Genomic DNA, 21,880 nt, shown 5'->3' on the forward strand with positions numbered 1-21,880 from the left:
ATTTGCCGCCTGTGAAATCACGGTTCGGTGACGTCAACAGAACGTAAAATTTCTCCGGGCACGGTGCAGCCTGACCCCCAACTTGGACCATGATGTGAACGGAGCCGTACGGAACCCGCCGAGCCGCCTGGTGGTCGGAATCTCGGGCGCATCGGGCGTCATCTACGGCGTCCGGGTCCTGGACGCGCTGAAGGACCTGGGCGTCGAGAGCCATCTGGTCGTCACCCGCGCCGCCCTGCTCACATTGTCGCAGGAGACGGATTTCAGCGCCGACGACCTGACCGGCCGGGCCTCGGTGGTCCACAAGCTCAACGACGTCGGCGCCTCGATCGCCTCGGGCTCTTTTAAGTCGCTGGGGATGGTCGTCGCCCCCTGTTCGGTCCGTACCATGAGCGAGATCGCCACCGGCGTGACCTCGACCCTGCTGACCCGCGCCGCCGATGTCGTACTCAAGGAACGCCGCCCCCTGGTCCTCATGGTGCGCGAGACCCCGTTCCACCTCGGCCACCTGCGCACCATGACCGCCCTGGCGGAAATGGGCGCCACCATCGCCCCGCCCCTGCCCGCCTTCTATGCGAAGCCTGCCTCGATCGCGGAAATGGTCGACCAATCCGTGGGCCGCGCGCTCGACCTGTTCGGTCTGGACTGGGCGCCGGTGAAGCGCTGGGACGGCCTCAAGGGCCCCGGCGATGCCTGACACACCGTTCTGGGACTGGGCCCTGAAGGCCTATGCCGCGCCCGGCGTGTCGGAGGCCTGCCTCCAGCTTCAGGACGGGACCGGCCAGAACGTGCCCCTGCTGCTCTGGTCCGCCTGGACCGCCGCCACCGGCCGACCGCTCGACGAAGACGCCATCGAAGGCGCCTGCGACTGCGCCCGCGCCTGGGACGAGACGGCGGTGACGCCGCTCCGGACGCTGCGCCGCACGCTGAAGGGCGTGAACCCCGACATCGACGATGCCGCCCGCGAGGCCCTGCGCGACCAGGTAAAGGCCGTCGAACTGGCCGCCGAGCGTCATCTGATGTCCGGTCTCGAGGCCCTCGCCCCCGCACCCGTGACCGGCCCCCGCCCGGCCATCGACGCCCTCGTCGCCGTCGCCCGGATATGGACCCGCGTCGTGCCGCGCCCGGCGCTCATGACCCTCGCCGAACGCCTTCCGACCTGACGCGGCCTCGGTTATAAGCCGGCTTGCACGGGGCGCACATGAACGACGACCAACCCTTCCTGACCGACGACGAGATCGCCCTGCATGCAGAGGTCAAGCTGCTGCGTCTCGAACACGCCGACCTCGACGCCTCCATCGAGGCCCTGACCCACATGCCGATCCCGGATCAGCTCCTGATCGCCCGCCTCAAGCGCAAGAAACTGTCGCTGCGCGACGAGATCGTGAAGATCGAAAGCCGCATCCTGCCGGACATCATCGCCTAGAGCGACGAACGCCCCCGCTTCCTGACCCACATCGCCGCATCCGCCTCGGCCAGCCAGGTCTCGACGTCCGCCTGACCGGTGAAGGCTCTCACGCCGAACGATCCGTCCAGCACCGCCGATTCGCCGTCATAGGTGAACGCAGCCTCCCCCAGCGCCGCCTTCAGCCCCGCCGCCTTCTCGCGGCCGGCCTCCATGTCGGCATTCAACAGCAGCACCGCGAACTCGTCGCCGCCGAGCCGTCCCACGGCGTCGGTCGCCCGCACATTCTCCAGCAGCAGTTCCGCCACCCGCACCAGGGCCGCATCCCCTGCGGCGTGCCCCAGGGTGTCGTTGACCGCCTTGAACCCGTCGAGATCCAGATACAGCAGCACCGCCGGCACCTTGTAGCGGGTGCAATAGGCCATGGTCCGCGTCATCGCCGCCACGAAGCCCCGCCGGTTCAACAGAGGCGTCAGGACGTCATGCTCGGCCGCCGCCTCGGCCGCCTCGGCGCGCAGGCGCAGGGCCTCGACCTCGGCGCGCAGCCGGGCAATTTCGGCCACCAGATCGGCGGCTGGATCTTCGATGTTCGGCGCGTCGGTCACGTCGAGAAGGGGCTCCGGGCGCGACTCAATGCGAGCGCCGTTCGGCTACAGGCTAACGCCCTTGGTTGCGGGCGCAACGCGCGTGCTGTAACCGGCCGCTTTCCTCGCTGGAGCCCCGACGCATGGCGACGACGACCCCCCCGGTGGCGATCATCATGGGCAGCCGCTCGGACTGGCCCACCATGAAGCACGCGGCCGACATGCTCGACCGTCTGGGCGTCGCCTGGGATGCGCGCGTGGTCTCCGCGCATCGCACGCCCCAACGCCTGGTCGAGTTCTCGACCGGCGCCAAGGAAGCCGGCTTCAAGGTCATCATCGCCGGGGCCGGCGGGGCCGCCCACCTGCCCGGCATGGCCGCTTCCATGACGCCGTTGCCGGTGCTGGGCGTCCCGGTCCAGTCCAAGGCGCTCAAGGGCCTCGATAGCCTGCTGTCCATCGTCCAGATGCCCGGCGGCGTCCCCGTCGCCACCCTGGCCATCGGCGAGGCCGGGGCCAAGAACGCCGGCATTCTCGCCGCGCAGATCCTGGCCTTGGCCGACGAAGCCCTGGCCGTTCGCCTCGACGCCTTCCGCGAGGCCCAGACCGCGTCCGTCCTCGAAACGGTCGAAGATTGAGCGCCCTGCCCGCCCCTCTCCCGCCCGGATCGACCATCGGCATCCTCGGCGGCGGCCAGCTCGGCCGGATGCTGTCTCAGGCTGCGTCCCGCCTCGGCTTCGACGTCGTGATCCTCGACCCGGAAGAGAACAGCCCCGCCGGTCGCGTCTCGCGCGGCCAGATCGTCGCCGCCTATGACGACCCGACGGCGCTGGGCGTCTTCGGCCGCGTCTGCGACGTCGTCACCTTCGAGTTCGAGAACGTGCCCGCCGCCTCGGTGGAACTGTTGGCAGAGGCCGGCGCCCTCGTCGCCCCCGGCCCCACCGCCCTGGCCGTGGCTCAGGACCGGGTGGATGAAAAGACCTTCCTCAACGCCGTCGGCGCCACCACGGTCGATTTCGTCGCCGTCGACAGCCTCGACGACCTCAAGGACGCCGTCGACCGGCTCGGAACACCCGCCCTGCTGAAGACCCGTCGTGACGGCTACGACGGCAAGGGTCAGGTCTGGATCAAATCGCCGAAAGAGGCGGAGGCCGCCCTGGCCGAACTCGGCGGTCGCCCCGCCATCCTGGAAGCCCGCGCCGCCTTCACCCGCGAGCTGTCGATCATCGCCGCCCGCGGCCGCGACGGCGCCGTCGCCGTCTATCCGTTGGGCGAGAACAACCATTCCGGCGGCGTCCTGCGCACCACCCTGGCCCCGGCCGAGATCGACGCCGGCACAGAGGCGCGTGCTCGCGAGATCGCCGCCGCCGTGCTGGAAGGCCTCGCCTACGTCGGCGTCGTGGGCATCGAGCTGTTCGACCTCGGCAACGGCGAGTTGCTGGTCAACGAGATCGCCCCCCGCGTCCACAACACCGGGCACTGGACCCAGGACGGCTGCGTCTGCGACCAGTTCGAGCAGCACATCCGCGCCATCGCCGGCTGGCCGCTGGGCCCCACCCAGGCTCACGCCCAGGTCGAGATGACCAACCTCCTCGGCGACGAGGTCGAGCAGTGGTCGAAACTGGCCGCTAAGCCCGACCAGCGCCTGCACCTCTACGGCAAGGCCGAGGCCCGCCCGGGCCGCAAGATGGCGCATGTGAACAGGGTGCGGCCGCTGGCCTGATTTCTTCCGTCATCCCCCGGTCTTCGCGTCGCTGCGTAGGAGGATGAGGAAAGTCACGCTCGCGTCGGATACCGCAGCCGACTCAGCACGTCCGTGACCTTGCGGATCGGGGCGTCGAAGTCCTTGCCCGCCTTCCACTTCTCGAAGGCCATGACGTTCTCGATCCGCGCCGCCACGAAGGCGTCCGAGGCCTGTTTGCCGTTGAACAGCCGCAACGTCATCGCCGGGATCAGGATGCCCGACAGGATCGTCCGCTTGGAATAGTGGTTCCAGTCGGTCGCCGTATCCCCGGCCCAGCGCCACAGACCGTCTGCGGTCGCCCAGGTCAGCGACAGGACCAGGTCGGTATTGGTCGGCAGGGCCATGAAGCCCGCCAGCCGCTTCTCGGCCTCCGCATGGGCCGCCGCCACCTCCAGCCGGGTCGTCACGGCGATCGCGATTCGCGCGCGGATCTTCAGTGGAGCCGGATTTCCGAGCGCCGCCAGCGCCTGGGCATCGTTCCTGCACCACAACAGCGCCGCCAGATCCCGGGCGCCGTTCGGCAGCAACAGCTCCTGATCGCCCTCGCTAAGCCCCTGCGCGGCGCAGGCCTCGCGCACCAGCCGCGCGTTCCAGCCCAGGCGCGGAGCCAGCTCCAGCGCCGAATCGAGCACCGACTGTTCCATGCGATCGGCCCAGTCGCCTTCGGGGAGGTTCGAAAGATGCGGAATTTCGGTCATGGGGCCATGATACGCCCGTCGTGGCGGGATCGCGAGCGTGTCAGAACGTCCGCGACGATCTGGACAGGACGGGAGGCTTGGTGTATCCGCACGCCTTCGCTCGCCGGGCTGTCGCCTGCGGGATCCGATATTATTTGTCTGCCCGCCTCTACAGGACGCGGCGGGCGGCCAAAGGAGAGTTCAACCTGGTACAGATTTTCGTTCGCGATAATAACGTCGATCAAGCGCTCAAAGCCCTCAAGAAGAAGATGCAACGCGAAGGCAGCTTCCGTGAAATGAAGCGCCACGTGCACTACGAGAAGCCCTCGGAGAAGCGCGCCCGCCAGAAGGCCGAGGCCGTTCGTCGCGCCCGCAAACTGGCCCGCAAGCGCATGCAGCGCGAAGGCCTGCTGCCGCCTCCGAAGCCCCGCGTCCCGCGCACGTAAGGCGCGACGTCAGGTCCAGAATTTCAAAGGCCGCCCCGGACAACCGGGGCGGCCTTTTCGTTGTCCCTCTCCCGGTGGGAGAGGGCTTGAGCGTCCAGGAGCGCTAGCGATTGGAAACGCGAAAGGGTGAGGGGTTGGCCTGTCCGTTGGCGTAAGCCGTCGCACGGCCACGGCTTCGCCGACTTCGACGCCGGCCCCTCACCCTTTCGGCTGAAGACGCATCGCTAAGCTCTGCGAGCCTCAAACCCTCTCCCGCAGGGAGAGGGACCAATCTTACCGCCCCCCGCCGCTTATCGCCGACGCGAAGCTCTTCCAGCTCAGCTTCACATCCGACAACGCGCCCGCGCGGAAGGCCCGTCCGGCCAGCCACACCATCAGCAGCGCTACCGCGAACATCCCCGCCATCGTGCCGATGATCTCGATCAGCGGCGGCCCCGACGGCGCCCGCGCGCTCATCAGGAAGGGGGTGAAGAAGGGCACCCAGGACAGGAACTTCACCGCCGGCGCATCGGGGTTCACCAGCGCCATCTGGACGACCAGCAGGGGCACGACCAGCACCATCATGATCGGCCCCATCAGGGTCTGGGCGTCACGCGGCGTCTCGCAGAAGGCCCCGATGGCCGCGAACAGCACCGCGTACATCAGGTAGCCACCGACGATGTAGCCGATGAAGTAGAAGATCAGTCCGTCCCTCATCAGCACCTCGGCCACGTCCGCCGCCGTCGAGGGCGCCGCCGTGATCAGGCCGAACGTCCCGATTCCACCCCAGACGACCAGCACCGACAGGGTCAGCATCGCCACCCCCAGCACCTTGCCCGTCAGTATCTCCGTCGCCGAGGCCGACGACAGCAGGACCTCCAGGATCTTGTTCGACTTCTCCTCCATCACGCTGTTCAGCAGGATCGAGGCGCCCGTCAAAACCAGCGACCACAGGACGAAGCTGAAGGCCAGGCCGATGATACCCGGCAAGCGGTCCTTGAACGACACCTCTCCCCCACTGGCCGAGCGCGGCGAGAAGGCGGTGATCTCAGGTCTGAAGGCGTCCACGCGCTCCACAACGGCCGCGTCGATCCCGGCTTCGCGCAGGACCGTGTCGCGGTTCTCGTCCCGCAACGCGCGCCGCACGAAGTCCTCGACCGTGTCGTCAGTCGCTCGCGCGGCCCAGACGCGGGCGGCGGGGCCCTCCGGCGTCCGCGTCAGGAAGACGATGGCGTCCAGTCGCTGATCCTCCGGCGTTTCGTCGGTCAGATAGCGGCGCACGACCGCATCCTGAGCCGCGCCGGGCGTTGCGGCCGCCAGGTCGGCGGGGGTGTCGGCGAACCGCATGCGCTCGCGGCTCATGGAAGCGATGGCGCTCTGAGCCGCGCCCGGAGGCGCTCCTGAGGAGGCGGCGGCCTTCTCGGCGGCCTCTCGCATACGCTCGGCCTGTCGTTCGCCGTCGGCGGCCAGCAGCCCCTTCACCGCGTCGGCCAGGCCTGCGGCCTCTGGCCCCTCCTCGATCAGGACGACTTCGCGCACGGGATCGGCCCCCCGCATCAACAGCGGCAAGGCCCCGCCGAGAACGGCGAACAGCGGAAACGCCAACAAGGACAGCCAGAACCCGACCGTCTTGGCATAGGCCATGAACTCGCGTTGGGCGATCAGAAGGATGCGGTTCATTGGCTCACCTCCGAACCGGTGACAGGACGGGCGACGCTCTGGTCCTGATCCGGGTGATCTCCGGTCAGATCGATGAAGGCGTCATGCAGGGTCGGCTCCTTCAGCTCGAAGCGACGCACGTCGAGACCCGAGACGAAGGCGGTCTTCAGCGCCTCCTGACCCCCTGCCCCGCTGGCCAGGGCACCCTTCAGCACCCGCACCCCGCCCTGATCGGACACCACCTCAACCCCGGTGACACCCGGCAGGGCCGCAACGGCCTCGGCCGTGATCTCGCCTTCCAGTTCCAGGAACCGGCGCGAGGTCGCCCGCGCCTCGGCCACCGTGCCGTCGAAGGCTTTACGGCCCCGCGCCATCAGGACCACCTGATCGCACAGCCGCTCGGCGTGTTGCATGACGTGGGTGGAGAACAGGACGGTCGCCCCATCGGCGGCCAGGCCCCGGATCACGGCTTCAAGCCCTTGCTGGTTGACCGGATCGAGACCGCTGAACGGTTCGTCCAGGATCACGAACTCCGGCCGGTGCACGACCGAGGCGATCAGCTGGACCTTCTGGGCCATCCCCTTGGAAAGCTCCTTCATCTTCTTTTTCTGGGAGGCGCCCAGGCCCTGGGCGATCAGCATCTCGCGCGCGCGGCGCTTGCCTTCGCCGGTCGGCAGGCCCTTCAGCGAGCCGAAGAAGGCGATCGCCTCCACCGGGGTCATCTTCTTGTAGAGGCCGCGCTCCTCGGGGAGAAAGCCGATCCGGTCGCGGACCTTGCGCCCATCGGACGCGCCGAGGATGTCGATCGTGCCCGCCGAGGCCGCCTGAAGGCCCAGGATCATGCGGATCGTCGAGGTCTTGCCGGCACCGTTCGGGCCGAGGAAGCCGCAGATCGCCCCCTTCTGAACCTGAAAACTCAGGTCCTTCACGGCCTGAAAATCACCGTAGCGCTTGCTCACGCCTTCGAGCGTCAAGGCCGCCATATTCATCCCCCAGCCAATTCCAGCCTAAGGGGTAGCAAAGGACGCTTTACATGCAAACAGTATTCGGTCGATGACGAACGATCAGCCGACGGCGGGTTCGCTCACCACCACCTGGAAGGTCTCACCCATGACCCGCGCGGGGTTGACCTGGGCCCCGCCGCGACGGACCTCGAAATGCAGGTGCGGGCCGGTCGAATAACCGGTCGATCCGACCAGGCCGATCCGCTCGCCCGCCAGGACCCGGTCGCCCGACGCCACGTCGATGCGGCTCAGGTGGGCGTACATGGTCGTCATTCCGTTCGGGTGGCGCAGCTCGATGAAGTTGCCGTAGCCCGAGGGCTGGTGACCGATGCGCACGACCTCGCCCTCCGCCGACGAATAGACACTGGTCCCCCTCGGCGCCGCGATATCCACGCCCTTGTGCATCCGCACGCCCGGCTCACCGCCCAGGCGGCGCATCCCGAACCGGGAGTTGATGGCGAAACCGCGCACGGGCTCCTCGAAGGTCATCGGCCGGGTCAGAGGTCCGGCGGGGGCCGCAACAGCCGTGACCGGCGGCAGCTCCGGCAGGGCGAAGGTCTCGATGTCGATTTCCCGATCCGCAGGCGCCATGGCCATGGCCAGGACGGCGACGCCGATCAGGGCGCCGGTCTGGCCGGAATGGATCACAAAGGCACGGGCGGTCGGAAAGAGTCGGCGCATGACGTCGTCAGCTCAGGTGGCGCTTTTCGAGAAGCGGTGGAAGCCTGCGAGCGCGGATCAGAGACCGGCGCGCTGCGGCGAACCGGGGTATTAACGATTGCTGGGGCGACTTTGGGGCGCGCGGGGCGACAGGGCGTCGCACCCCGGGAACCAGACAGACGAAAGCGCGCCGGCCGCCGGCCGACGCGCTTCTTCTAGTATCGGACCTTCGCCTCAGAGAGGCAGGGTGAAGGTGATGCCACCCGTGTGACTGTCGCCGTGATCGCCGAAGCGGCCGCGATAGCCGACCTCGACCTCGATCGGGCCCAGATCGCCCGACACCCCGGCGGCGGCCAGGACCGAACCGCCGAACGGATCGTCGTATTCGCGCGCCAGGACCTGGGCCGGGTTGCCCGCGATGCCGACCCGGACCGCGTCGGAGCTGTCGTCCAGGCTGTCGCGATAACCGCCCTCGGCGAAGAGGCCGAAGCCACCCATATCGGCCTCAGCGCGCAGGACGGCCTCGGCCGAAATGCCCTTCACCGAGCGATCGCGATACGCATAGGAGGCCGCGATGCCCTGTTCGTTGTAGCCGTCCACCGTGGCGTCGGCATAGGTGACCGCCACGCGCGGCGAGAAGGCGATCCCGCCGGCATCGAACCACATCCCGGCCTGGGCGCGCGCACCCGTCGAGTAGCCGCGCGTCTCGCCTGTCATGGTGATCGCCGCCAGAGAGCTGACGCGTTCGATGTCGTTGAAGTCATCGCTGGCCACGCCGGCCGCCGCGTTCAGGAACAGATTGCCAGAACGCCAGCCGCCGTAGACGTCCAGCGACAGGCTGCGCAGTTCGAAGCTGGAAGGCCCCGCCACGACGTCCGCGTTGCGGAAAGCGCCGGCCATGCCGAACCGCAGGGTCTCGGTGCCGGATTCGAGCATGATCTGCCCGCCCACGCTGTCGAACTTGCCCTGGGAGGCGAAGCCGCGCTGGTCGAAGCCGCCGGTGTCATAAAGGCCGCCGACCGAAATCGAGGTGCCGGCTTCCCAGGCTGCATGACCCGACAGGCGGGCCGTGGCGCCGTCCAGTGCATCCTCGCGATACCGATAGGCGGTCTCGCCCTGGATCGTCGATTCGGCCGCGCGGTTGGCGTAGTACAGGTAGTCCGCCGACAGGGCCGCGATCAGCCGGTGACCGGCGGACGTCGGGTGAACGCCGTCGAAATACAGATAGCTGTCGGGATTGGCGCACAGGGTCGCGCCGACCAGGCAGGACTGGCTGGCGTTGGTCAGGCCGAACCGTCCCGGATTCGACGCCAGGGCGTCCGACACCTTGGCCAGATCGAACAGGATGATGTTCGTGCCGGGCCGTGCCGCCGCCGTCGTGATCAGCGCCGTCTGCAACTGACTGTTGAAGCTCGAGCCGGAGTTGTCGGCCAGGGGCGCCAGAGGCGTGGGCGAGAACTGGGGCGTGATGCCCAGACGCGGCAGGTTGGTCACCATGATCGTGCCTGCGCCACGCGTCGCGATGTCGTTGACGATGAAGTTGATGTCCGACACCGCGGCCGAGACGACCGGCGCCATATAGCCGGTGGGGTTGGTCTGGCTGGCCGGCGGCAGCACCGCAAAGGCGCCCAAGGCCTGGAAGATGTTATTCGCGCCGCCAAGGACGCTGACCAGATCCCCCGATCCGAACGCCCCGCCGCGCCCGACATAGGTCGTCAGCTGCTGACGCATGCCCGGCGGAAAGGCGACGGCGTTGTCTGTGCGCGAGCCGCCGTAGGCGAAGTTGATACTGCCGGTGACAGGTCCGTTGAAGTTGGCGGCGGCGAAGCCGAGCCGTTCGGTAAAGACCGGACCGTTCGAGAACCGGCCCTGGAAATACGGCGGCGACGGCGGCTGGGTCCGGCCCGAGGCCAGATACAGGTTGCCGTTGTCGGTCAGCGAATCGCCGAACACGACCAGCCGGTTGTAGCTCTGAGCCGAAACAGAGCCGGCAGTGGCGCAGGCTGCGGCGAGCGTCAGCGCAGCCAGAGCTGCACCGCGAAGATAGCGTGACATGGTTTTCCTCCCTCGGCCGTCGATTTCGCGACCGTTGGACGACAGTCTGCGCCCGTTTCACGCGAGCGCAAGATGCCGCCGGGGAAGCCTTCTAATGCAGCAGGCGGAACCGAAGCGTTCCGGCCACACTCTTGAGCACCCTGAGCGCCTGCGGATCATAATCGCGATCGACGTCCATGATGACGTAGCCGGTGTTTTCGTCCGTCTTCAGATGCTGGCCGAGGATGTTCAGGCCGGCCGCCGACAGCTCCCTGTTCAGCTCGGCCAGAACGCCCGGCTGGTTCCTGTGGATGTGCAGGATCCGGTGCCCGCCCGAGACCTCGGTCAGCTGCACGTTCGGCAGGTTGACGCAGAAGGTGGTGTCGCCCCGGTTCAGATAGCCCAGCAGCCGCTCGGCCGCGAACTCGGCGATGGCTTCCTGAGCCTCCTCGGTCGAGCCGCCGATGTGCGGCGTCAGGATGACGTTCTTCAACCCCATCAGCGGGCTGTCGAACGGATCGGCGTTTGTGCGCGGCTCTTCGGGGAAGACGTCCAGCGCCGCGCCACCGACGCGCCCGCCCTGAATGGCCTGGGCCAGGTCGCCGATATTGACCACATGGCCGCGCGACAGGTTCAGGAACAGGGTTCCCGGCCGCATCATCTGGAACTGGGCCGCGCCGATCAGGTTGGTGTTCTCGCGCCGCCCGTCGACGTGCAGACTGACCACGTCCGCCTCGGCCAGAAGCGCATCCAGCGACCGCATCCGCTTGGCGTTGCCCAGCGCCAGCCGCTCCGACAGGTCATGGAAGATAACCCGCATCCCCAGCGCCTCGGCCAGCACCGACAGCTGTGAGCCGATAGCCCCATACCCGACGATACCCAGGGTCTTGCCCCGCAGCTCGCGCGACCCGTCCGCCGACTTGTTCCATTTGCCGACGTGCATGGCGGCGGACTTGTCCACCACGTCGCGCATCAGGGTGATGGTCAGGCCGATGGCCAGCTCCACCACGCTGCGGGTGTTCGAATAGGGGGCGTTGAAAACTGCGACCCCCTTGGCGGCACAGGCGTCCAGATCGATCTGGTTGGTGCCGATGCAGAAGGCCGCCACCGCCAGCAACCGATCCGCCGCCTCCATCACCCGTTCGGTCACATTGGTCTTGGAGCGAATGCCCAGCACATGCACGCCCTTGATTTTCTCGATCAGGTCGTCCTCGTCCAGCGCCCCCTTCATCGTCTCGACGGAGTAGCCCGCCTCCTCCAGCCGTTCGACGGCGGCAGGATGGATGTTCTCGAGCAGCAGCATCTTGATGCGGCTCCTCGGATAGGACCAGCGCCCGGCCAGACCCTCGGCGTGCAGCAGTTCGTCGATGGACTTCGCTTCGCCGTCGGCGACGGCCACGACCTTGTCGCGCCGGGCGATCTCGGTGAAGGCGTAGAACCGGTCCGCCGCCCCGGCCAGCTTGACCTCTGCGTCGTTCCAGCCGTCCCCGACCATGACCACTGGCCCCTTGAGGCCCAGGGCCTTAATCACCTTCGGCTTGCCGTTTTCTTCCGACAGCGGATTGGTCGCATCGACGCCCGTCACCCGGCCATCGGCGTCGTAGATCAGGTCGTTGCAGAACACCCGATCCGGCGACACGCCAAGCCGCTCGGCGACGGGTGCGATCACGTCGCGGAAGCCGCCCGACAGGATGATGATGCTGGCCGCGTTCTCGTTGAAGAAACGAAGATTGCGCCGCACCGACGGCGTCCCCTCGTCGAGGATCCGATCCGCCAGCGTCTGAACATGAGCCCTGGTCAGCGGCAGCAAGGCCAGCCGCGCCCGCAGCGCCTCGCCGAAATCCAGCTCTCCGGCCATGGCCCGGTCTGTCAGGGACGCGATCTCGGCTCGCACAGATACGGCATCGACATGCCCCTCCAGCGCGATATCGGCCAGGGCTTCGAGGGTTTCGATGCGCACAAGCGTCGAATCGAAGTCGAAAATAAGCGTCGGGGAGGCGGTCATGCCTCCCTTTCGCTCAGCTTCGCAGACGCAGCAACGGGTTTGTGGGCCTTACAGCCCCGTCAAACGACGCACCCGGCTGTCGGGACGCTGGCTTTCCAGAGCCGCCGCGCCGATGGCCGCCGCGATGGTCGCCACGGCCAGCAGTGCCCCGCCTTCACGCGCGTGATCCTTGGCGTAACGACCCGCGTCTCCCGCATAGCGGCGCGCCGACCGACCCGTCTCCTCGGCATAGTGGCGAGCCTCACGGGCGTATTTGCGACGCTGCTTGTCGGACACAGCGCGTTGCCCGCGCTTCAACAGCTTCTTGGCTTGATGGCGCGCATCGTCGCCCAGATCGCCGGCACGATCGGCAACCTCTTCGGCCCGCTCGGTCAGGCCGCGCGAGATGTCGTCGAACCGGTGACGCAGGGCTTCGGCGTCGATCCAGCCGCGCGGATCGAACCGGTCGCGGATTTCCTCGAACCGACGCGGCCCCGTCCGCTGCGTCAGCAGATAGGTGACCAGGGCGGCTGTTGCGACGAGCGCCAATGAGCCGGCCGTGACGCCGGGATGTTTGCGAACTTCGGCCAGGGCGCTGAACTGTCGAACCATGGGATAATGAACCTCTTCGTGGAGGCCGTCGTCGGTCGGGTCATACAGCCCGTCGTCATACGGCTCATAGGCGGAACCCCTGTCCCGCATCGCAACAGGAGCGAACCGCGCGAAAATCGGTTCCGCCAAGCCTGGCAGCAGATTGTAGAAAGACGAGATGACGCGCCCGCCTCCGCCGACCGTGATCTCGCGCACGCCGTGGGTCGCGCACCACAGGACGGTGTCTGCCACCACATGGGTCGCATAGACCGGCTGGGGGTTCTGCACCGCATAGCCGGTCAGGTTGCGAGCGTGCTTCCGATAGGGCGTATCCACCGCCGCCGGCTTGACCAGGCTGATCGCCACCGGCGCCTTCTCGCGCATCAGCTCCATGCGGAAGGCGTTGGTGAACCCCTTCACGGCGTGTTTTGACGCCGAATAGACCCCCTGCACCGGCATCGGCGCGTCTCCCAGCACCGAACCGACATTGACGATGGTCCCACCGCCCGGCTGGCCCCTCAGATATTCCGCCGCCACCAGCGACCCGTTCACCGTGCCCCAGTAGTTGGTCTCGAACAGCCGATGCTGGTCCTCGAGCGTCGTCTCACGGATGGGACCATAGATCGAAGTCCCGGCATTGTTGACCCAGGTGTCGAACCCGCCGAACAGCCGTCGGCACTTGTCCGCCGCCACGGCCAGGGCCTCGTAATCGGCGACGTCGGCGACCGCATAGGCGACCCGCGCCCCCTCCTGCTGCAACTCCTCGACCAGGGCCTTCAGGTCGCTCTCGCCCCGCGCGATCAGGAAGACACAGGCCCCCGCCCGGGCCGCCCGGCGTGCGGTGGCCAGACCGATGCCGGACGTGGCGCCAGTAATCACGATGGCCTGCTGGTCCAGCGGCTTCAGGTTCGGCTTGGCGGGCATGGGCGTAAGCTTTCCTCGGTGTCGGCTTCTGGAACGGGCGGACCGTCAGGCCGGTTGCCCAAAGAGATAGCATGCGGCGACGCTTGCGCGAGCCTCAGGTCGCCGCCCTTACAATGCCGCGCCGGCGCACTATCTTGCACGGCTCTCCACAGTTCGCCCGTAAGGACCCCGCCGTGACCGATCACGCGCCCGCCGCCACGCCGACCGACAACCTCGCCGCCGCCTTCCAGATCGAGGGCTGGCCCGTGCGCGGCCGTCTCGTCCGCCTGGGCGACGCCATCGACAAGATCCTGTCCGCCCACGCCTATCCGGAGCCGGTCGCCGCGCTTCTGGGTGAGGCCTGCGCGCTCGCCGCCCTGGTCGGTTCGGCCCTGAAGTTCGAAGGCCGGCTGATCGTCCAGGCCCAGGGCGATGGTCCCGTCCGCTATGTCGTCGCCGACTACGACACCGACGGCCATCTGCGCGGCTATTGCCGTTTCGACGAGGACGAGGTCGCGGCCGTCTCCTCCGGCTTCGCGCGCCCCGGCGCCAAGACCCTGCTGGGCCAGGGCGTCTTCGTCATGACCTTGGATCGCGGCCCGGACTTCGAGCGCACGCAAGGCATCACCCCGATCGAGGGCGAAAGCCTGTCGCTGGCTGCGGAACACTATTTCGTCCAGTCCGAACAGCTTCCGACCAAGGTCCATCTGGCCGTCGGCTCCGTCACCAACGAAGCCGGCACGACCTGGCGCGCGGGCGGTGCCTTGATTCAGTTGATCGCCGGCGACGACGCGCGCGGTTCGACCGAAGAGGTCTGGGACCGCACCCGCGCCCTGTTCCAGACTCTCGGCGACGACGAGCTGATCGACCCGACCGTGACGCCCGAAATCCTGCTCTTCCGCCTGTTCCACGAGGACGGCGTGCGGCTGGAGGACGCCCGCGCCCTCAAGGCCCAGTGCCGCTGCTCCGCCGACCGCATCGGCGCCGTCCTGGCCTCCTTCGGCCCGGAGGAACGCGCCGACATGGTCGAAGACGACGGCAAGATCCACGTCACCTGCGAATACTGCGCCACCGTCTACAAGCTCGAGCCGGACGCCGTCGAAACCGCCGCAGGCTGAAACACCCCTCTCCCACCTGCGGTTAGGTGACCTCTCCCCCTTGCGGGAGAGGGAGGCCGCGCACGGCGGCGAAGCCGTCGTCCTGGCGCGGGCGGGTGAGGGGTCACGCTGACGTGTCCAGTGAGCCTCGGCAGCCCTCAGTCCAACCGTCGGCACGACCCCTCATCCGTCAGCCTTCGGCTGCCACCTTCTCCCGCATGGGGAGAAGGGAAGCTCTGGAGTTGGCAAAGGATCGCCGGATTCCCCCAACGATATCAACACCCCGAACTTTTAAAAGCCCTCCGAACCGGCGCCCCCTCGAACATCCCTTATGATGGAGCCATCCCGTCGTCGGGGAAGGCGTCCTGGGCCCAGGACCCGGACGTGCGGCGGGACCGATCGTAGCGGGGTTGTTCGAGGGGCGTGAAACCTCGGAGCCCGGCGGGCCTGAGCCTGCCGCCCGTCGCGGGCCTATCGCCTAAGGGTCCAAAGGACCCGGGATTCGTGGCCGGTCTCCGCCAAGGCGGAGATGCAGGCCCCCCCGGGGTGTCCGTAAACCCGCTGGGTGACGCTCGCGGACCCGGTCGGGGACGGAGCCTTCGGCGCGAGCCGAAAACTACATTCAAGCGGTCCCCGTAACGCGAAAGCAGGGGGCCACCTCGGTTCCGGGCGACCGCCCAGGCTCCGTCGACTTCCCCACACCCGTTCGCAGCGGAAGGACGATGAGGCGTGCCCAGTCTTCTCCCTCCCCCGCGGGGAGGGTGGCCGAGCGAAGCGAGGTCGGGTGGGGACGGCAAGGCAAAATCCCCCCAGGCCCGCATCCGCATCACCCCGCCGCCCTCACCCGGTCGCTACGCGACCACCTCCTCGGATCGCATGCGATCCTTCGTCGACCCCCAAGTGGGAGGGAAAAGATTCGCTACGGACCCCTACAGCCCGCCCCTTGGCGCCCCTGCCCGCGCCATGACACCCTGCATTCAAACGCGACACAGCGTCGGAGGACACGCCCATGGGCTCTGCCATTACCGTCATCGGCCTGCCGATCGCGCTCGGGATCATCATGTTCGGCCTGGGGCTCAGCCTCACGCCCGGAGACTTCGTCCGCATCGGACGCCGGCCCAAGGCGGTGACCATCGCCCTCGCCTGCCAGCTGATCCTCCTGCCCCTGGTCTGTTTCGGCCTGGTCCTGGCCTTCCGGCTCCCGCCCGTCCTGGCGGTCGGGATGATGCTGCTGGCCGCCTCGCCGGGCGGCACCACGGCCAACCTCTACAGCCACCTGTTCCGGGGCGACGTGGCCCTGAACATCAGCCTGACCGCCATCAACTCGGTCGTCGCCGTCATCACCCTGCCGATCGTGGTCAACCTGTCTCTGGCCTGGTTCGACCCGGACGGCGGCCAGGTCGGGCTGCAGCTTCAGAAGACCATCGAGGTCTTCCTGATCGTCCTCGGCCCCGTCGCCCTCGGCATGCTGGTGCGAAGGCTGAAGCCCGCTTTCGCAGCGGCCATGGACAAGCCTGTCCGCATCGCCTCGGTCGTCATCCTGACCCTGGTCATCATCGGCGCCGTCGCCGCCCAGATCGACATCCTGGTCGCGAACTTCGCCGCCATCGCCGGCGTGGTGATCACCTTCTGCGTCATCAGCCTGGGGATCGGCTTCCTCGTCCCGCGCCTGCTGAAGGTCGATCGCCCCCAGTCGATCGCCAGCGCCTTCGAGGTCGGGCTCCACAACGCCACCCTGGCCATCGTCATCGCCCAGTCGGTGTTGCGAAACCCGGACATGTCGATGCCGGCCGCCGTCTACGGCGTCCTGATGTTCCCGCTGGCGGCCGCCTTCGGCGTGCTGATCACGCGCGGATCAGAGAAGGCTCAGCCTTCCAGATCCAGCGAATAACCGGCCGAGCGCACGGTCCGGATCGGATTGGCGCTGTCGTCGACGTTCAGCGCCTTCCTCAGGCGGCCGACGTGAACGTCCACGGTACGGGCCTCGACATAGACGTCCGACCCCCAGACGGCGTCCAGCAGTTGTTCGCGGCTGAACACCCGACCCGGATGGCGCATGAAATGATCCAGCAGGCGGAACTCGGTCGGGCCCAGATGGACCTCCTTGCCCGAGCGCTTCACCCGGTGGGCGACGCGGTCGATGACGATGTCGCCGTGGCCCACCCGGTCATCGGCCAGACCGGGCCGGATACGGCGCAGGACGGCCCGGATGCGGGCGATCAGCTCGGTCATCGAGAAGGGCTTGGTCAGATAGTCGTCGGCGCCGGTGTCCAGGCCGCGCACGCGATCCGATTCCTCACCCCGCGCCGTCAGCATGATGACCGGCAGGTTGCGGGTCTCGGGACGGCCACGCAGGCGACGGCAAACTTCGATGCCCGACACCTTGGGCAGCATCCAGTCCAGCAGGACCAGGTCGGGCTGGCGCTCGTCGATCTGAACCAGACCTTCCTCGCCATCGGCGGCGACGACGACGTCGTAGCCCTCCTTTTCGAGGTTGTACTGAAGCAGGGTCGCCAGGGCGTCCTCGTCTTCCATCACCAGGATATAGGGCTGCACTCAGTCTCTCCGTCAGTCCGTCGTCGGCGTGGGCATGTGCCCCGAATCCGCATCCCATTCGCCCGGCGTCGGCGTCCAGCGCGGACGCTCGCCGGTCATCTCGTCGCCGGTGATCTCGTAGTGGATGACCTCGGCGATGTTGGTCGCGTGGTCGCCGATCCGTTCCAGATTCTTGGCCATGAACAGCAGATGGGTGCAGGCGCTGATCGTGCGCGGATCACCCATCATGTAGGTCAGCAGTTCGCGGAACAGGGCGTTGTAATGCTCGTCGACCTCGTCGTCCGAAGCCCAGACCGCCATGGCCCGGTCGATCTCGGAGGCCGTGTAGGCGTCCAGCACGTCGCGCAGCCGCATCGACACCAGCTTGCCCATCCGCTCGATCGAGCGGGTCAAGGGCTGCATCGGCTCGGTCTCGGCCAGAGACAGCGCCCGCTTGGCGATGTTCTTGGCCAGGTCGCCGGTCCGCTCCAGATCGACCGACAGCTTCATCGCCGCCAGGGTCTTGCGCAGGTCCGACGCCACCGGCTGACGCAGGGCGATCAGGCGGATGGCCTTCTTTTCGATGTCGCGATGCATCGCGTCGACCTTGGCGTCGCGCTCGACCACCGCCCGGGCCAGGGCGATATCGCGCCGCGCGACCGACTCGACCGCGTCCGCCACCTGGGCCTCGGCGAGACCGCCCATGCGGGCGACCTCGGCGGTCAGCTGGTTCAGTTCGTCGCCGTAGGCCTTGACCGTGTGCTGGTTCAACCGAAGCGTCCCGTGATGTAGTCCAGCGTGCGCCGCTCGCGGGGATTCGTGAAGATTTCCTCGGTGTTCCCGTGCTCGATCAGACGCCCCATGTGGAAGAAGGCCGTCCGTTGCGAAACGCGCGCCGCCTGGGCCATCGAGTGGGTGACGATGACGATGCAGTACTGCTCGCGCAGTTCGTCGATCAGTTCCTCGATCTTCGCCGTCGCGATCGGGTCCAGCGCCGAGCAGGGCTCATCCATCAGGATGACTTCGGGGCGCACGGCAATGGCGCGGGCGATGACGAGACGCTGCTGCTGGCCGCCCGACAGGCCGGTACCCGCCGAGTGCAGACGGTCGGCGACCTCGTCCCAAAGGCCCGCCTTCTTCAGCGAGCTTTCGACGATGGCGTCCAGTTCCGCTTTCGACGTGGTCAGGCCGTGAATCTTGGGACCGTAGGCGACGTTCTCGTAGATCGTCTTCGGGAACGGGTTCGGCTTCTGGAACACCATCCCGACCTGGGCCCGCAGCAGGACTGGGTCGACCGAGCGAGCGTTGATGTCCTGATCGTCCATCAGGATACTGCCGGTCACGCTGCACCCCTGGATGGTGTCGTTCATCCGATTCATCGTGCGCAGGAAGGTCGACTTCCCACAGCCCGACGGACCGATGAAGGCGGTGACCGTCTTGTCCGGAATGTCGAGCGAGACGTCGTACAGAGCCTGCTTGTCGCCGTAGAAGACCGACACGTCGCGAGCGGCGATCTTGGTCGGACCGACGGGACCCGCCGGAGACTTAACCGGCGGCACGCGGTTGCCCATGGCACCGGCCGTCTCGGGCTGGGGCGTCAGGATGGATTCGTCGCGCCGCTCGTCTTCGGCCTTGGCGCCCGGCAGAACCTGACCGCCCATCATCGGGGTGTCGGACGGGCTGCCGCCCTCGTTGCCGTCGGGGCTGCGGAAGAAGGGAAATTTCATAAGACTACCACCGACGTTCGAAGCGACGACGCAGAAGGATCGCGGCGGCGTTCATGACGATCATGAAGGCGAGGAGGACCAGGATGGCCGCAGCCGTCCGCTCGTGGAAGGCGCGCTCGGAAGCGTTCTCCCAGATATAGACCAGGGACGGCAGGGCGCCGGCCGGCTCGTCGATTGCGCCAGGAATGCCCGGCACGAAGCTGACCATGCCGATCAGCAGAAGCGGCGCGGTCTCACCCAGCGCGTGGGCCATCGAGATGATGGTGCCGGTCATCACGCCCGGCATGGCCAACGGCAGGACGTGATGGAAGACCGTCTGGGTGCGGCTGGCACCCATGGCGAGGGCGGCCTCGCGGATCGACGGCGGCACGGCCTTCAAGGCCGACCGCGTGGCGATGATGATCGTCGGCAGAGCCATCAGGGCCAGCACCAGACCCCCGACCAGCGGCGATGAACGCGGCAGATGCATCCAGTTGATGAACAGGGCCACGCCCAAGAGGCCGTAGACGATCGACGGCACGGCCGCGAGGTTGTTGATGTTGACCTCGATCAGGTCGGTGATCCGCCCCTTCTTGGAGAACTCTTCCAGATAGACGGCCGCACCGACGCCCAACGGGATGGCAATGCAGGCGGTGACAAGCAGCATCAGAGCCGAACCGACCACGGCACCGAGCACGCCCGCCAGTTCCGGCTCGGTCGAGTCGCCGTTGGTGAACAGCTGGGTGTTCGGGGTCGCCGACACCTGGCCACCGCGCTTCAGCTCATCCAGCCAGGCCATCTGCTCGTCGCTAACTCGGCGCTGCTCGGAGGCTGTCTCGCGGGTGACTTCGCCCTTGTAATAGAGGTCCGCCTCGTCCGAGACGGGGGCGGTAATCTCGACCGTCTGGCCGATAAGCGACGGATTCTCGCGGATCATGTCGGCGGCACGGAACTTCAGCTCCGACGAGATCAGCGACCGATATGCCGTGGCCTTGGCGCCCTGTTCATCGTCGGCGACGCCCAGACGTGCCAGCTGTTGCTGGGCGACCATCTGCTGGAAGTTCGTGCCCTGCGGATAGGCGCGGTCGATCCGGGCCGGGTCCATATAGACCTGCACGGTCATCTGGTTGGCGTAGAAGGCGGTGTGCCCCTGATCGATGATGCGGCCGAGCAGCAGCACCAAAAAGCCGATGGCCACCGCGACGGCGAGCACGCCGTACAGCTTGAAACGCATCTCGCGGGCATAGCGAGCCTTCAGACCCTTCTGCAGCCGGGCGGCGCGTGCGGGATCCTCGGCGGCCAGACGGGCCCACATCTTGTCGGCGCCGGTGTCAGTCATACTGTTCCCGATAGGTCTGGACGATCCGCTGGGCGACGATGTTCAGCAGCAGGGTCACGAGGAAAAGGGTCAGACCGAGGCCGAAGGCGGCCAGGGTCTTGGGACTGTCGAACTCCTGGTCGCCGGTCAGCAGGGTGACGATCTGGACGGTGACGGTCGTCACGGTGTCGAGCGGGTTGAGCGTCAGGTTGGCTGCAAGGCCTGCGGCCATCGTGACGATCATGGTCTCGCCGATGGCGCGAGACATAGCCAGCAACAGGGCGCCGGCGATGCCCGGCAGGGCGGCCGGTAGAAGTACCCGCTTCACCGTCTCGGACTTGGTGGCGCCCATGGCGTAGGAGCCGTCGCGCAGCGACTGGGGCACCGCATTGATGATGTCGTCCGACAACGAGGACACGAACGGGATCAGCATGATCCCCATGACGGCGCCGGCCACCAGGGCCATCTGGTTCTGGACCAGCATCAGATATTGCCCCACGCCGTCGAGCGGCCCGCCGACCAGCATTGCGCCAATGCCGTTGAAGAACTCGCGGAAGGCAGGACCGACCGTCAGCGCGGCGAAGAAACCGTAGACGACGGTCGGCACACCGGCGAGAATCTCAAGCACAGGCTTGACGATGCCGCGCGACAGGGCGCTGGCGTATTCCGACAGATAGATGGCCGAGAAAAGTCCCACAGGCGCCGCCACGACCATGGCGATCAGCATGATCAGGAACGTCCCGGCGAACAGCGGCACGGCCCCGAAGGCGCCGGATGAACCGACCTGATCGGCGCGAATGGCGATCTGCGGGCTCCACTGGGTCCCGAACAGAAACTCGGTGACCGGCACGAACTGGAAGAAACGCAGCGCGTCCCACAGCAGGGAAAAGACGATGCCGACCGTCGTCAGGATGGCTACGGCCGAACAGGCGAATAGAACGCCGCCGATCCAGCCCTCGACCCGGTTACGGGCACGAAGTGTCGGCCGAATCTGGCTGAAGGCGAACAGGCCGCCCATCACTGCGGCCAGGATCGCGGCGACGATTCCGCCCCAGATCAGGGTCTGTTGCAGACGGGCGGAACGCGCGGCCTCCTGCGGCAGGGCCTGGCCGAGCGCGCCGGGCCAGGTCTGGAAGGCGGCCTGGCCGCCGCCGACGCGACGGGCGTCGTTCAGGTAGGCCTCGAACCGGATCGGCTCAAGCGCCCGGGCTTCCGCCGGCGCTCCCGCCGAAAGGAGGTGGTGGGCCACCGGCGCGGAGAAGACACCCATCAGAATGGTCACGACGAGAGCGGGCACGGCCACCCAGATCATGGCGTAGTAGCCGTGCTGCTGCGGCCGGGAGTGCGCCTTGTCAGCCCCGGCCAGGGCGGAGGCGCGACGCTGCGCCTGACCGCGCCCGGCCAGATAGGCGAGCACGGCGAACACCGCGACGAGTGGAACGACTAGCCAGATCATCAGGCCCCGGGGCGCACGCTAAGAATCAGAGCGTGCGCGGAAGTCCGGCCCGTCTCGGCGCGATAACTGCCCTCGGATGGTCAGCGGATTAGGACGGTTCC

Annotated in this window: 21 protein-coding genes; 8 read left to right on the top strand and 13 right to left on the bottom strand. The window is 67.5% G+C overall.

The features are described 5' to 3' along the window. The first annotated feature begins 94 nt into the window (after window positions 1-94). From ACW171_RS04740 to ACW171_RS04750, 3 genes are read left to right on the top strand one after another with little or no spacing between them, the layout of a single operon-like run. Window positions 95-697, top strand: a complete 603-nt coding sequence (locus tag ACW171_RS04740) for a UbiX family flavin prenyltransferase (RefSeq protein ID WP_492095946.1) — start codon at window positions 95-97, stop codon at window positions 695-697. Next, entirely contained in the window at window positions 690-1,163 is a 474-nt protein-coding gene (locus ACW171_RS04745) for a TIGR02444 family protein (protein ID WP_492095947.1), read from the top strand. Before ACW171_RS04740 ends, ACW171_RS04745 begins: the two co-directional genes overlap by 8 nt. Before the next feature lie 38 nt (window positions 1,164-1,201). Beyond that, window positions 1,202-1,426 (top strand): YdcH family protein, encoded by a 225-nt coding sequence (locus ACW171_RS04750; protein WP_492095948.1) that lies wholly within the window; start codon window positions 1,202-1,204, stop codon window positions 1,424-1,426. Here ACW171_RS04750 and ACW171_RS04755 read toward each other — a convergent pair. Continuing rightward, entirely contained in the window at window positions 1,423-2,010 is a 588-nt protein-coding gene (locus ACW171_RS04755; RefSeq protein ID WP_492095949.1) for a GGDEF domain-containing protein, read from the bottom strand. The two genes, ACW171_RS04750 and ACW171_RS04755, sit on opposite strands and share 4 nt — an antisense overlap. A 122-nt stretch (window positions 2,011-2,132) precedes the next feature. On the opposite strand from ACW171_RS04755, the gene purE reads away from it, so the two are divergent. Together purE and ACW171_RS04765 are read left to right on the top strand one after the other, a co-directional pair. Then, window positions 2,133-2,624, top strand: coding sequence for a 5-(carboxyamino)imidazole ribonucleotide mutase (purE, locus tag ACW171_RS04760; protein ID WP_492095950.1), 492 nt, complete (start codon window positions 2,133-2,135; stop codon window positions 2,622-2,624). 5 nt (window positions 2,625-2,629) lie between these two features. Then, window positions 2,630-3,709: a 5-(carboxyamino)imidazole ribonucleotide synthase gene (locus ACW171_RS04765; RefSeq protein WP_492096588.1), complete on the top strand. Its 1,080-nt coding sequence runs from the start codon at window positions 2,630-2,632 to the stop codon at window positions 3,707-3,709. A 53-nt stretch (window positions 3,710-3,762) separates the two neighbouring features. Here ACW171_RS04765 and ACW171_RS04770 read toward each other — a convergent pair whose 3' ends face one another. After that, entirely contained in the window at window positions 3,763-4,428 is a 666-nt protein-coding gene (locus tag ACW171_RS04770) for a COQ9 family protein (RefSeq protein ID WP_492095951.1), read from the bottom strand. 185 nt (window positions 4,429-4,613) lie between these two features. Between ACW171_RS04770 and rpsU the strand changes: the two genes are divergently transcribed. Beyond that, window positions 4,614-4,853: a 30S ribosomal protein S21 gene (gene rpsU / locus ACW171_RS04775; protein ID WP_492096589.1), complete on the top strand. Its 240-nt coding sequence runs from the start codon at window positions 4,614-4,616 to the stop codon at window positions 4,851-4,853. 273 nt (window positions 4,854-5,126) lie between these two features. On the opposite strand, the gene ACW171_RS04780 is transcribed toward rpsU, so the two are convergent. The 6 genes from ACW171_RS04780 to ACW171_RS04805 all read right to left on the bottom strand — a co-directional run bounded on the left by ACW171_RS04780 (window position 5,127) and on the right by ACW171_RS04805 (window position 13,688). Next, window positions 5,127-6,512 carry an ABC transporter permease gene (locus ACW171_RS04780; RefSeq protein WP_492095952.1) on the bottom strand — a complete coding sequence of 462 codons (1,386 nt, stop codon included), beginning with the start codon at window positions 6,510-6,512 and terminating at the stop codon, window positions 5,127-5,129. Further along, on the bottom strand, window positions 6,509-7,474 hold the full coding sequence (locus ACW171_RS04785; RefSeq protein ID WP_492096590.1) for an ABC transporter ATP-binding protein: 966 nt from the start codon (window positions 7,472-7,474) through the stop codon (window positions 6,509-6,511). Before ACW171_RS04785 ends, ACW171_RS04780 begins: the two co-directional genes overlap by 4 nt. Before the next feature lie 81 nt (window positions 7,475-7,555). After that, a complete protein-coding gene (locus ACW171_RS04790; RefSeq protein WP_492095953.1) occupies window positions 7,556-8,176 on the bottom strand; it encodes a M23 family metallopeptidase in 621 nt (206 codons plus the stop codon). A 213-nt stretch (window positions 8,177-8,389) separates the two neighbouring features. After that, entirely contained in the window at window positions 8,390-10,210 is a 1,821-nt protein-coding gene (locus ACW171_RS04795) for an autotransporter domain-containing protein (RefSeq protein WP_492095954.1), read from the bottom strand. A 91-nt stretch (window positions 10,211-10,301) separates the two neighbouring features. Further along, complete coding sequence (gene serA, locus ACW171_RS04800; protein WP_492095955.1) at window positions 10,302-12,194, bottom strand: phosphoglycerate dehydrogenase; 1,893 nt, start codon at window positions 12,192-12,194, stop codon at window positions 10,302-10,304. 48 nt (window positions 12,195-12,242) lie between these two features. Further along, window positions 12,243-13,688, bottom strand: coding sequence for an SDR family oxidoreductase (locus ACW171_RS04805; protein WP_492095956.1), 1,446 nt, complete (start codon window positions 13,686-13,688; stop codon window positions 12,243-12,245). Window positions 13,689-13,861: 173 nt separating this feature from the next. Here ACW171_RS04805 and ACW171_RS04810 point away from each other — a divergent pair, with 173 nt between their 5' ends. Further along, complete coding sequence (locus ACW171_RS04810; protein ID WP_492095957.1) at window positions 13,862-14,785, top strand: Hsp33 family molecular chaperone; 924 nt, start codon at window positions 13,862-13,864, stop codon at window positions 14,783-14,785. 988 nt (window positions 14,786-15,773) lie between these two features. Then, a complete protein-coding gene (locus ACW171_RS04815) occupies window positions 15,774-16,655 on the top strand; it encodes a bile acid:sodium symporter family protein (protein ID WP_492095958.1) in 882 nt (293 codons plus the stop codon). On the opposite strand, the gene phoB is transcribed toward ACW171_RS04815, so the two are convergent. The 5 genes from phoB to pstC all read right to left on the bottom strand — a co-directional run bounded on the left by phoB (window position 16,631) and on the right by pstC (window position 21,779). Further along, a complete protein-coding gene (phoB, locus tag ACW171_RS04820) occupies window positions 16,631-17,320 on the bottom strand; it encodes a phosphate regulon transcriptional regulator PhoB (RefSeq protein WP_448795214.1) in 690 nt (229 codons plus the stop codon). The two genes, ACW171_RS04815 and phoB, sit on opposite strands and share 25 nt — an antisense overlap. 12 nt (window positions 17,321-17,332) lie before the next feature. Then, window positions 17,333-18,070 carry a phosphate signaling complex protein PhoU gene (gene phoU, locus ACW171_RS04825; protein WP_492095959.1) on the bottom strand — a complete coding sequence of 246 codons (738 nt, stop codon included), beginning with the start codon at window positions 18,068-18,070 and terminating at the stop codon, window positions 17,333-17,335. Then, window positions 18,067-18,870 carry a phosphate ABC transporter ATP-binding protein PstB gene (pstB, locus tag ACW171_RS04830; RefSeq protein WP_492096591.1) on the bottom strand — a complete coding sequence of 268 codons (804 nt, stop codon included), beginning with the start codon at window positions 18,868-18,870 and terminating at the stop codon, window positions 18,067-18,069. The genes phoU and pstB overlap by 4 nt, the downstream gene beginning before the upstream one ends. Window positions 18,871-19,030: 160 nt before the next feature. After that, the gene (pstA, locus tag ACW171_RS04835) at window positions 19,031-20,344 is read right to left on the bottom strand and encodes a phosphate ABC transporter permease PstA (RefSeq protein ID WP_492095960.1); all 1,314 of its coding nucleotides are present in this window, start codon (window positions 20,342-20,344) and stop codon (window positions 19,031-19,033) included. Continuing rightward, window positions 20,337-21,779: a phosphate ABC transporter permease subunit PstC gene (gene pstC, locus ACW171_RS04840; RefSeq protein WP_492095961.1), complete on the bottom strand. Its 1,443-nt coding sequence runs from the start codon at window positions 21,777-21,779 to the stop codon at window positions 20,337-20,339. Before pstC ends, pstA begins: the two co-directional genes overlap by 8 nt. Between the last annotated feature and the right edge of the window lie 101 nt (window positions 21,780-21,880).

The sequence above is a fragment of the Brevundimonas sp. FV1ye28 genome, assembly GCF_058681135.1.

Coding starts and splice junctions, on each gene's coding strand:
- pstC (WP_492095961.1), bottom strand. CDS start 21,779: ATGATCTGGCTAGTCGTTCCACTCGTCGCGGTGTTCGCCGTGCTCGCC.
- ACW171_RS04745 (WP_492095947.1), top strand. CDS start 690: ATGCCTGACACACCGTTCTGGGACTGGGCCCTGAAGGCCTATGCCGCG.
- ACW171_RS04780 (WP_492095952.1), bottom strand. CDS start 6,512: ATGAACCGCATCCTTCTGATCGCCCAACGCGAGTTCATGGCCTATGCC.
- ACW171_RS04785 (WP_492096590.1), bottom strand. CDS start 7,474: ATGGCGGCCTTGACGCTCGAAGGCGTGAGCAAGCGCTACGGTGATTTT.
- pstA (WP_492095960.1), bottom strand. CDS start 20,344: ATGACTGACACCGGCGCCGACAAGATGTGGGCCCGTCTGGCCGCCGAG.
- ACW171_RS04795 (WP_492095954.1), bottom strand. CDS start 10,210: ATGTCACGCTATCTTCGCGGTGCAGCTCTGGCTGCGCTGACGCTCGCC.
- pstB (WP_492096591.1), bottom strand. CDS start 18,870: ATGGGCAACCGCGTGCCGCCGGTTAAGTCTCCGGCGGGTCCCGTCGGT.
- ACW171_RS04815 (WP_492095958.1), top strand. CDS start 15,774: ATGGGCTCTGCCATTACCGTCATCGGCCTGCCGATCGCGCTCGGGATC.
- ACW171_RS04770 (WP_492095951.1), bottom strand. CDS start 4,428: ATGACCGAAATTCCGCATCTTTCGAACCTCCCCGAAGGCGACTGGGCC.
- ACW171_RS04750 (WP_492095948.1), top strand. CDS start 1,202: ATGAACGACGACCAACCCTTCCTGACCGACGACGAGATCGCCCTGCAT.
- ACW171_RS04790 (WP_492095953.1), bottom strand. CDS start 8,176: ATGCGCCGACTCTTTCCGACCGCCCGTGCCTTTGTGATCCATTCCGGC.
- ACW171_RS04805 (WP_492095956.1), bottom strand. CDS start 13,688: ATGCCCGCCAAGCCGAACCTGAAGCCGCTGGACCAGCAGGCCATCGTG.
- purE (WP_492095950.1), top strand. CDS start 2,133: ATGGCGACGACGACCCCCCCGGTGGCGATCATCATGGGCAGCCGCTCG.
- serA (WP_492095955.1), bottom strand. CDS start 12,194: ATGACCGCCTCCCCGACGCTTATTTTCGACTTCGATTCGACGCTTGTG.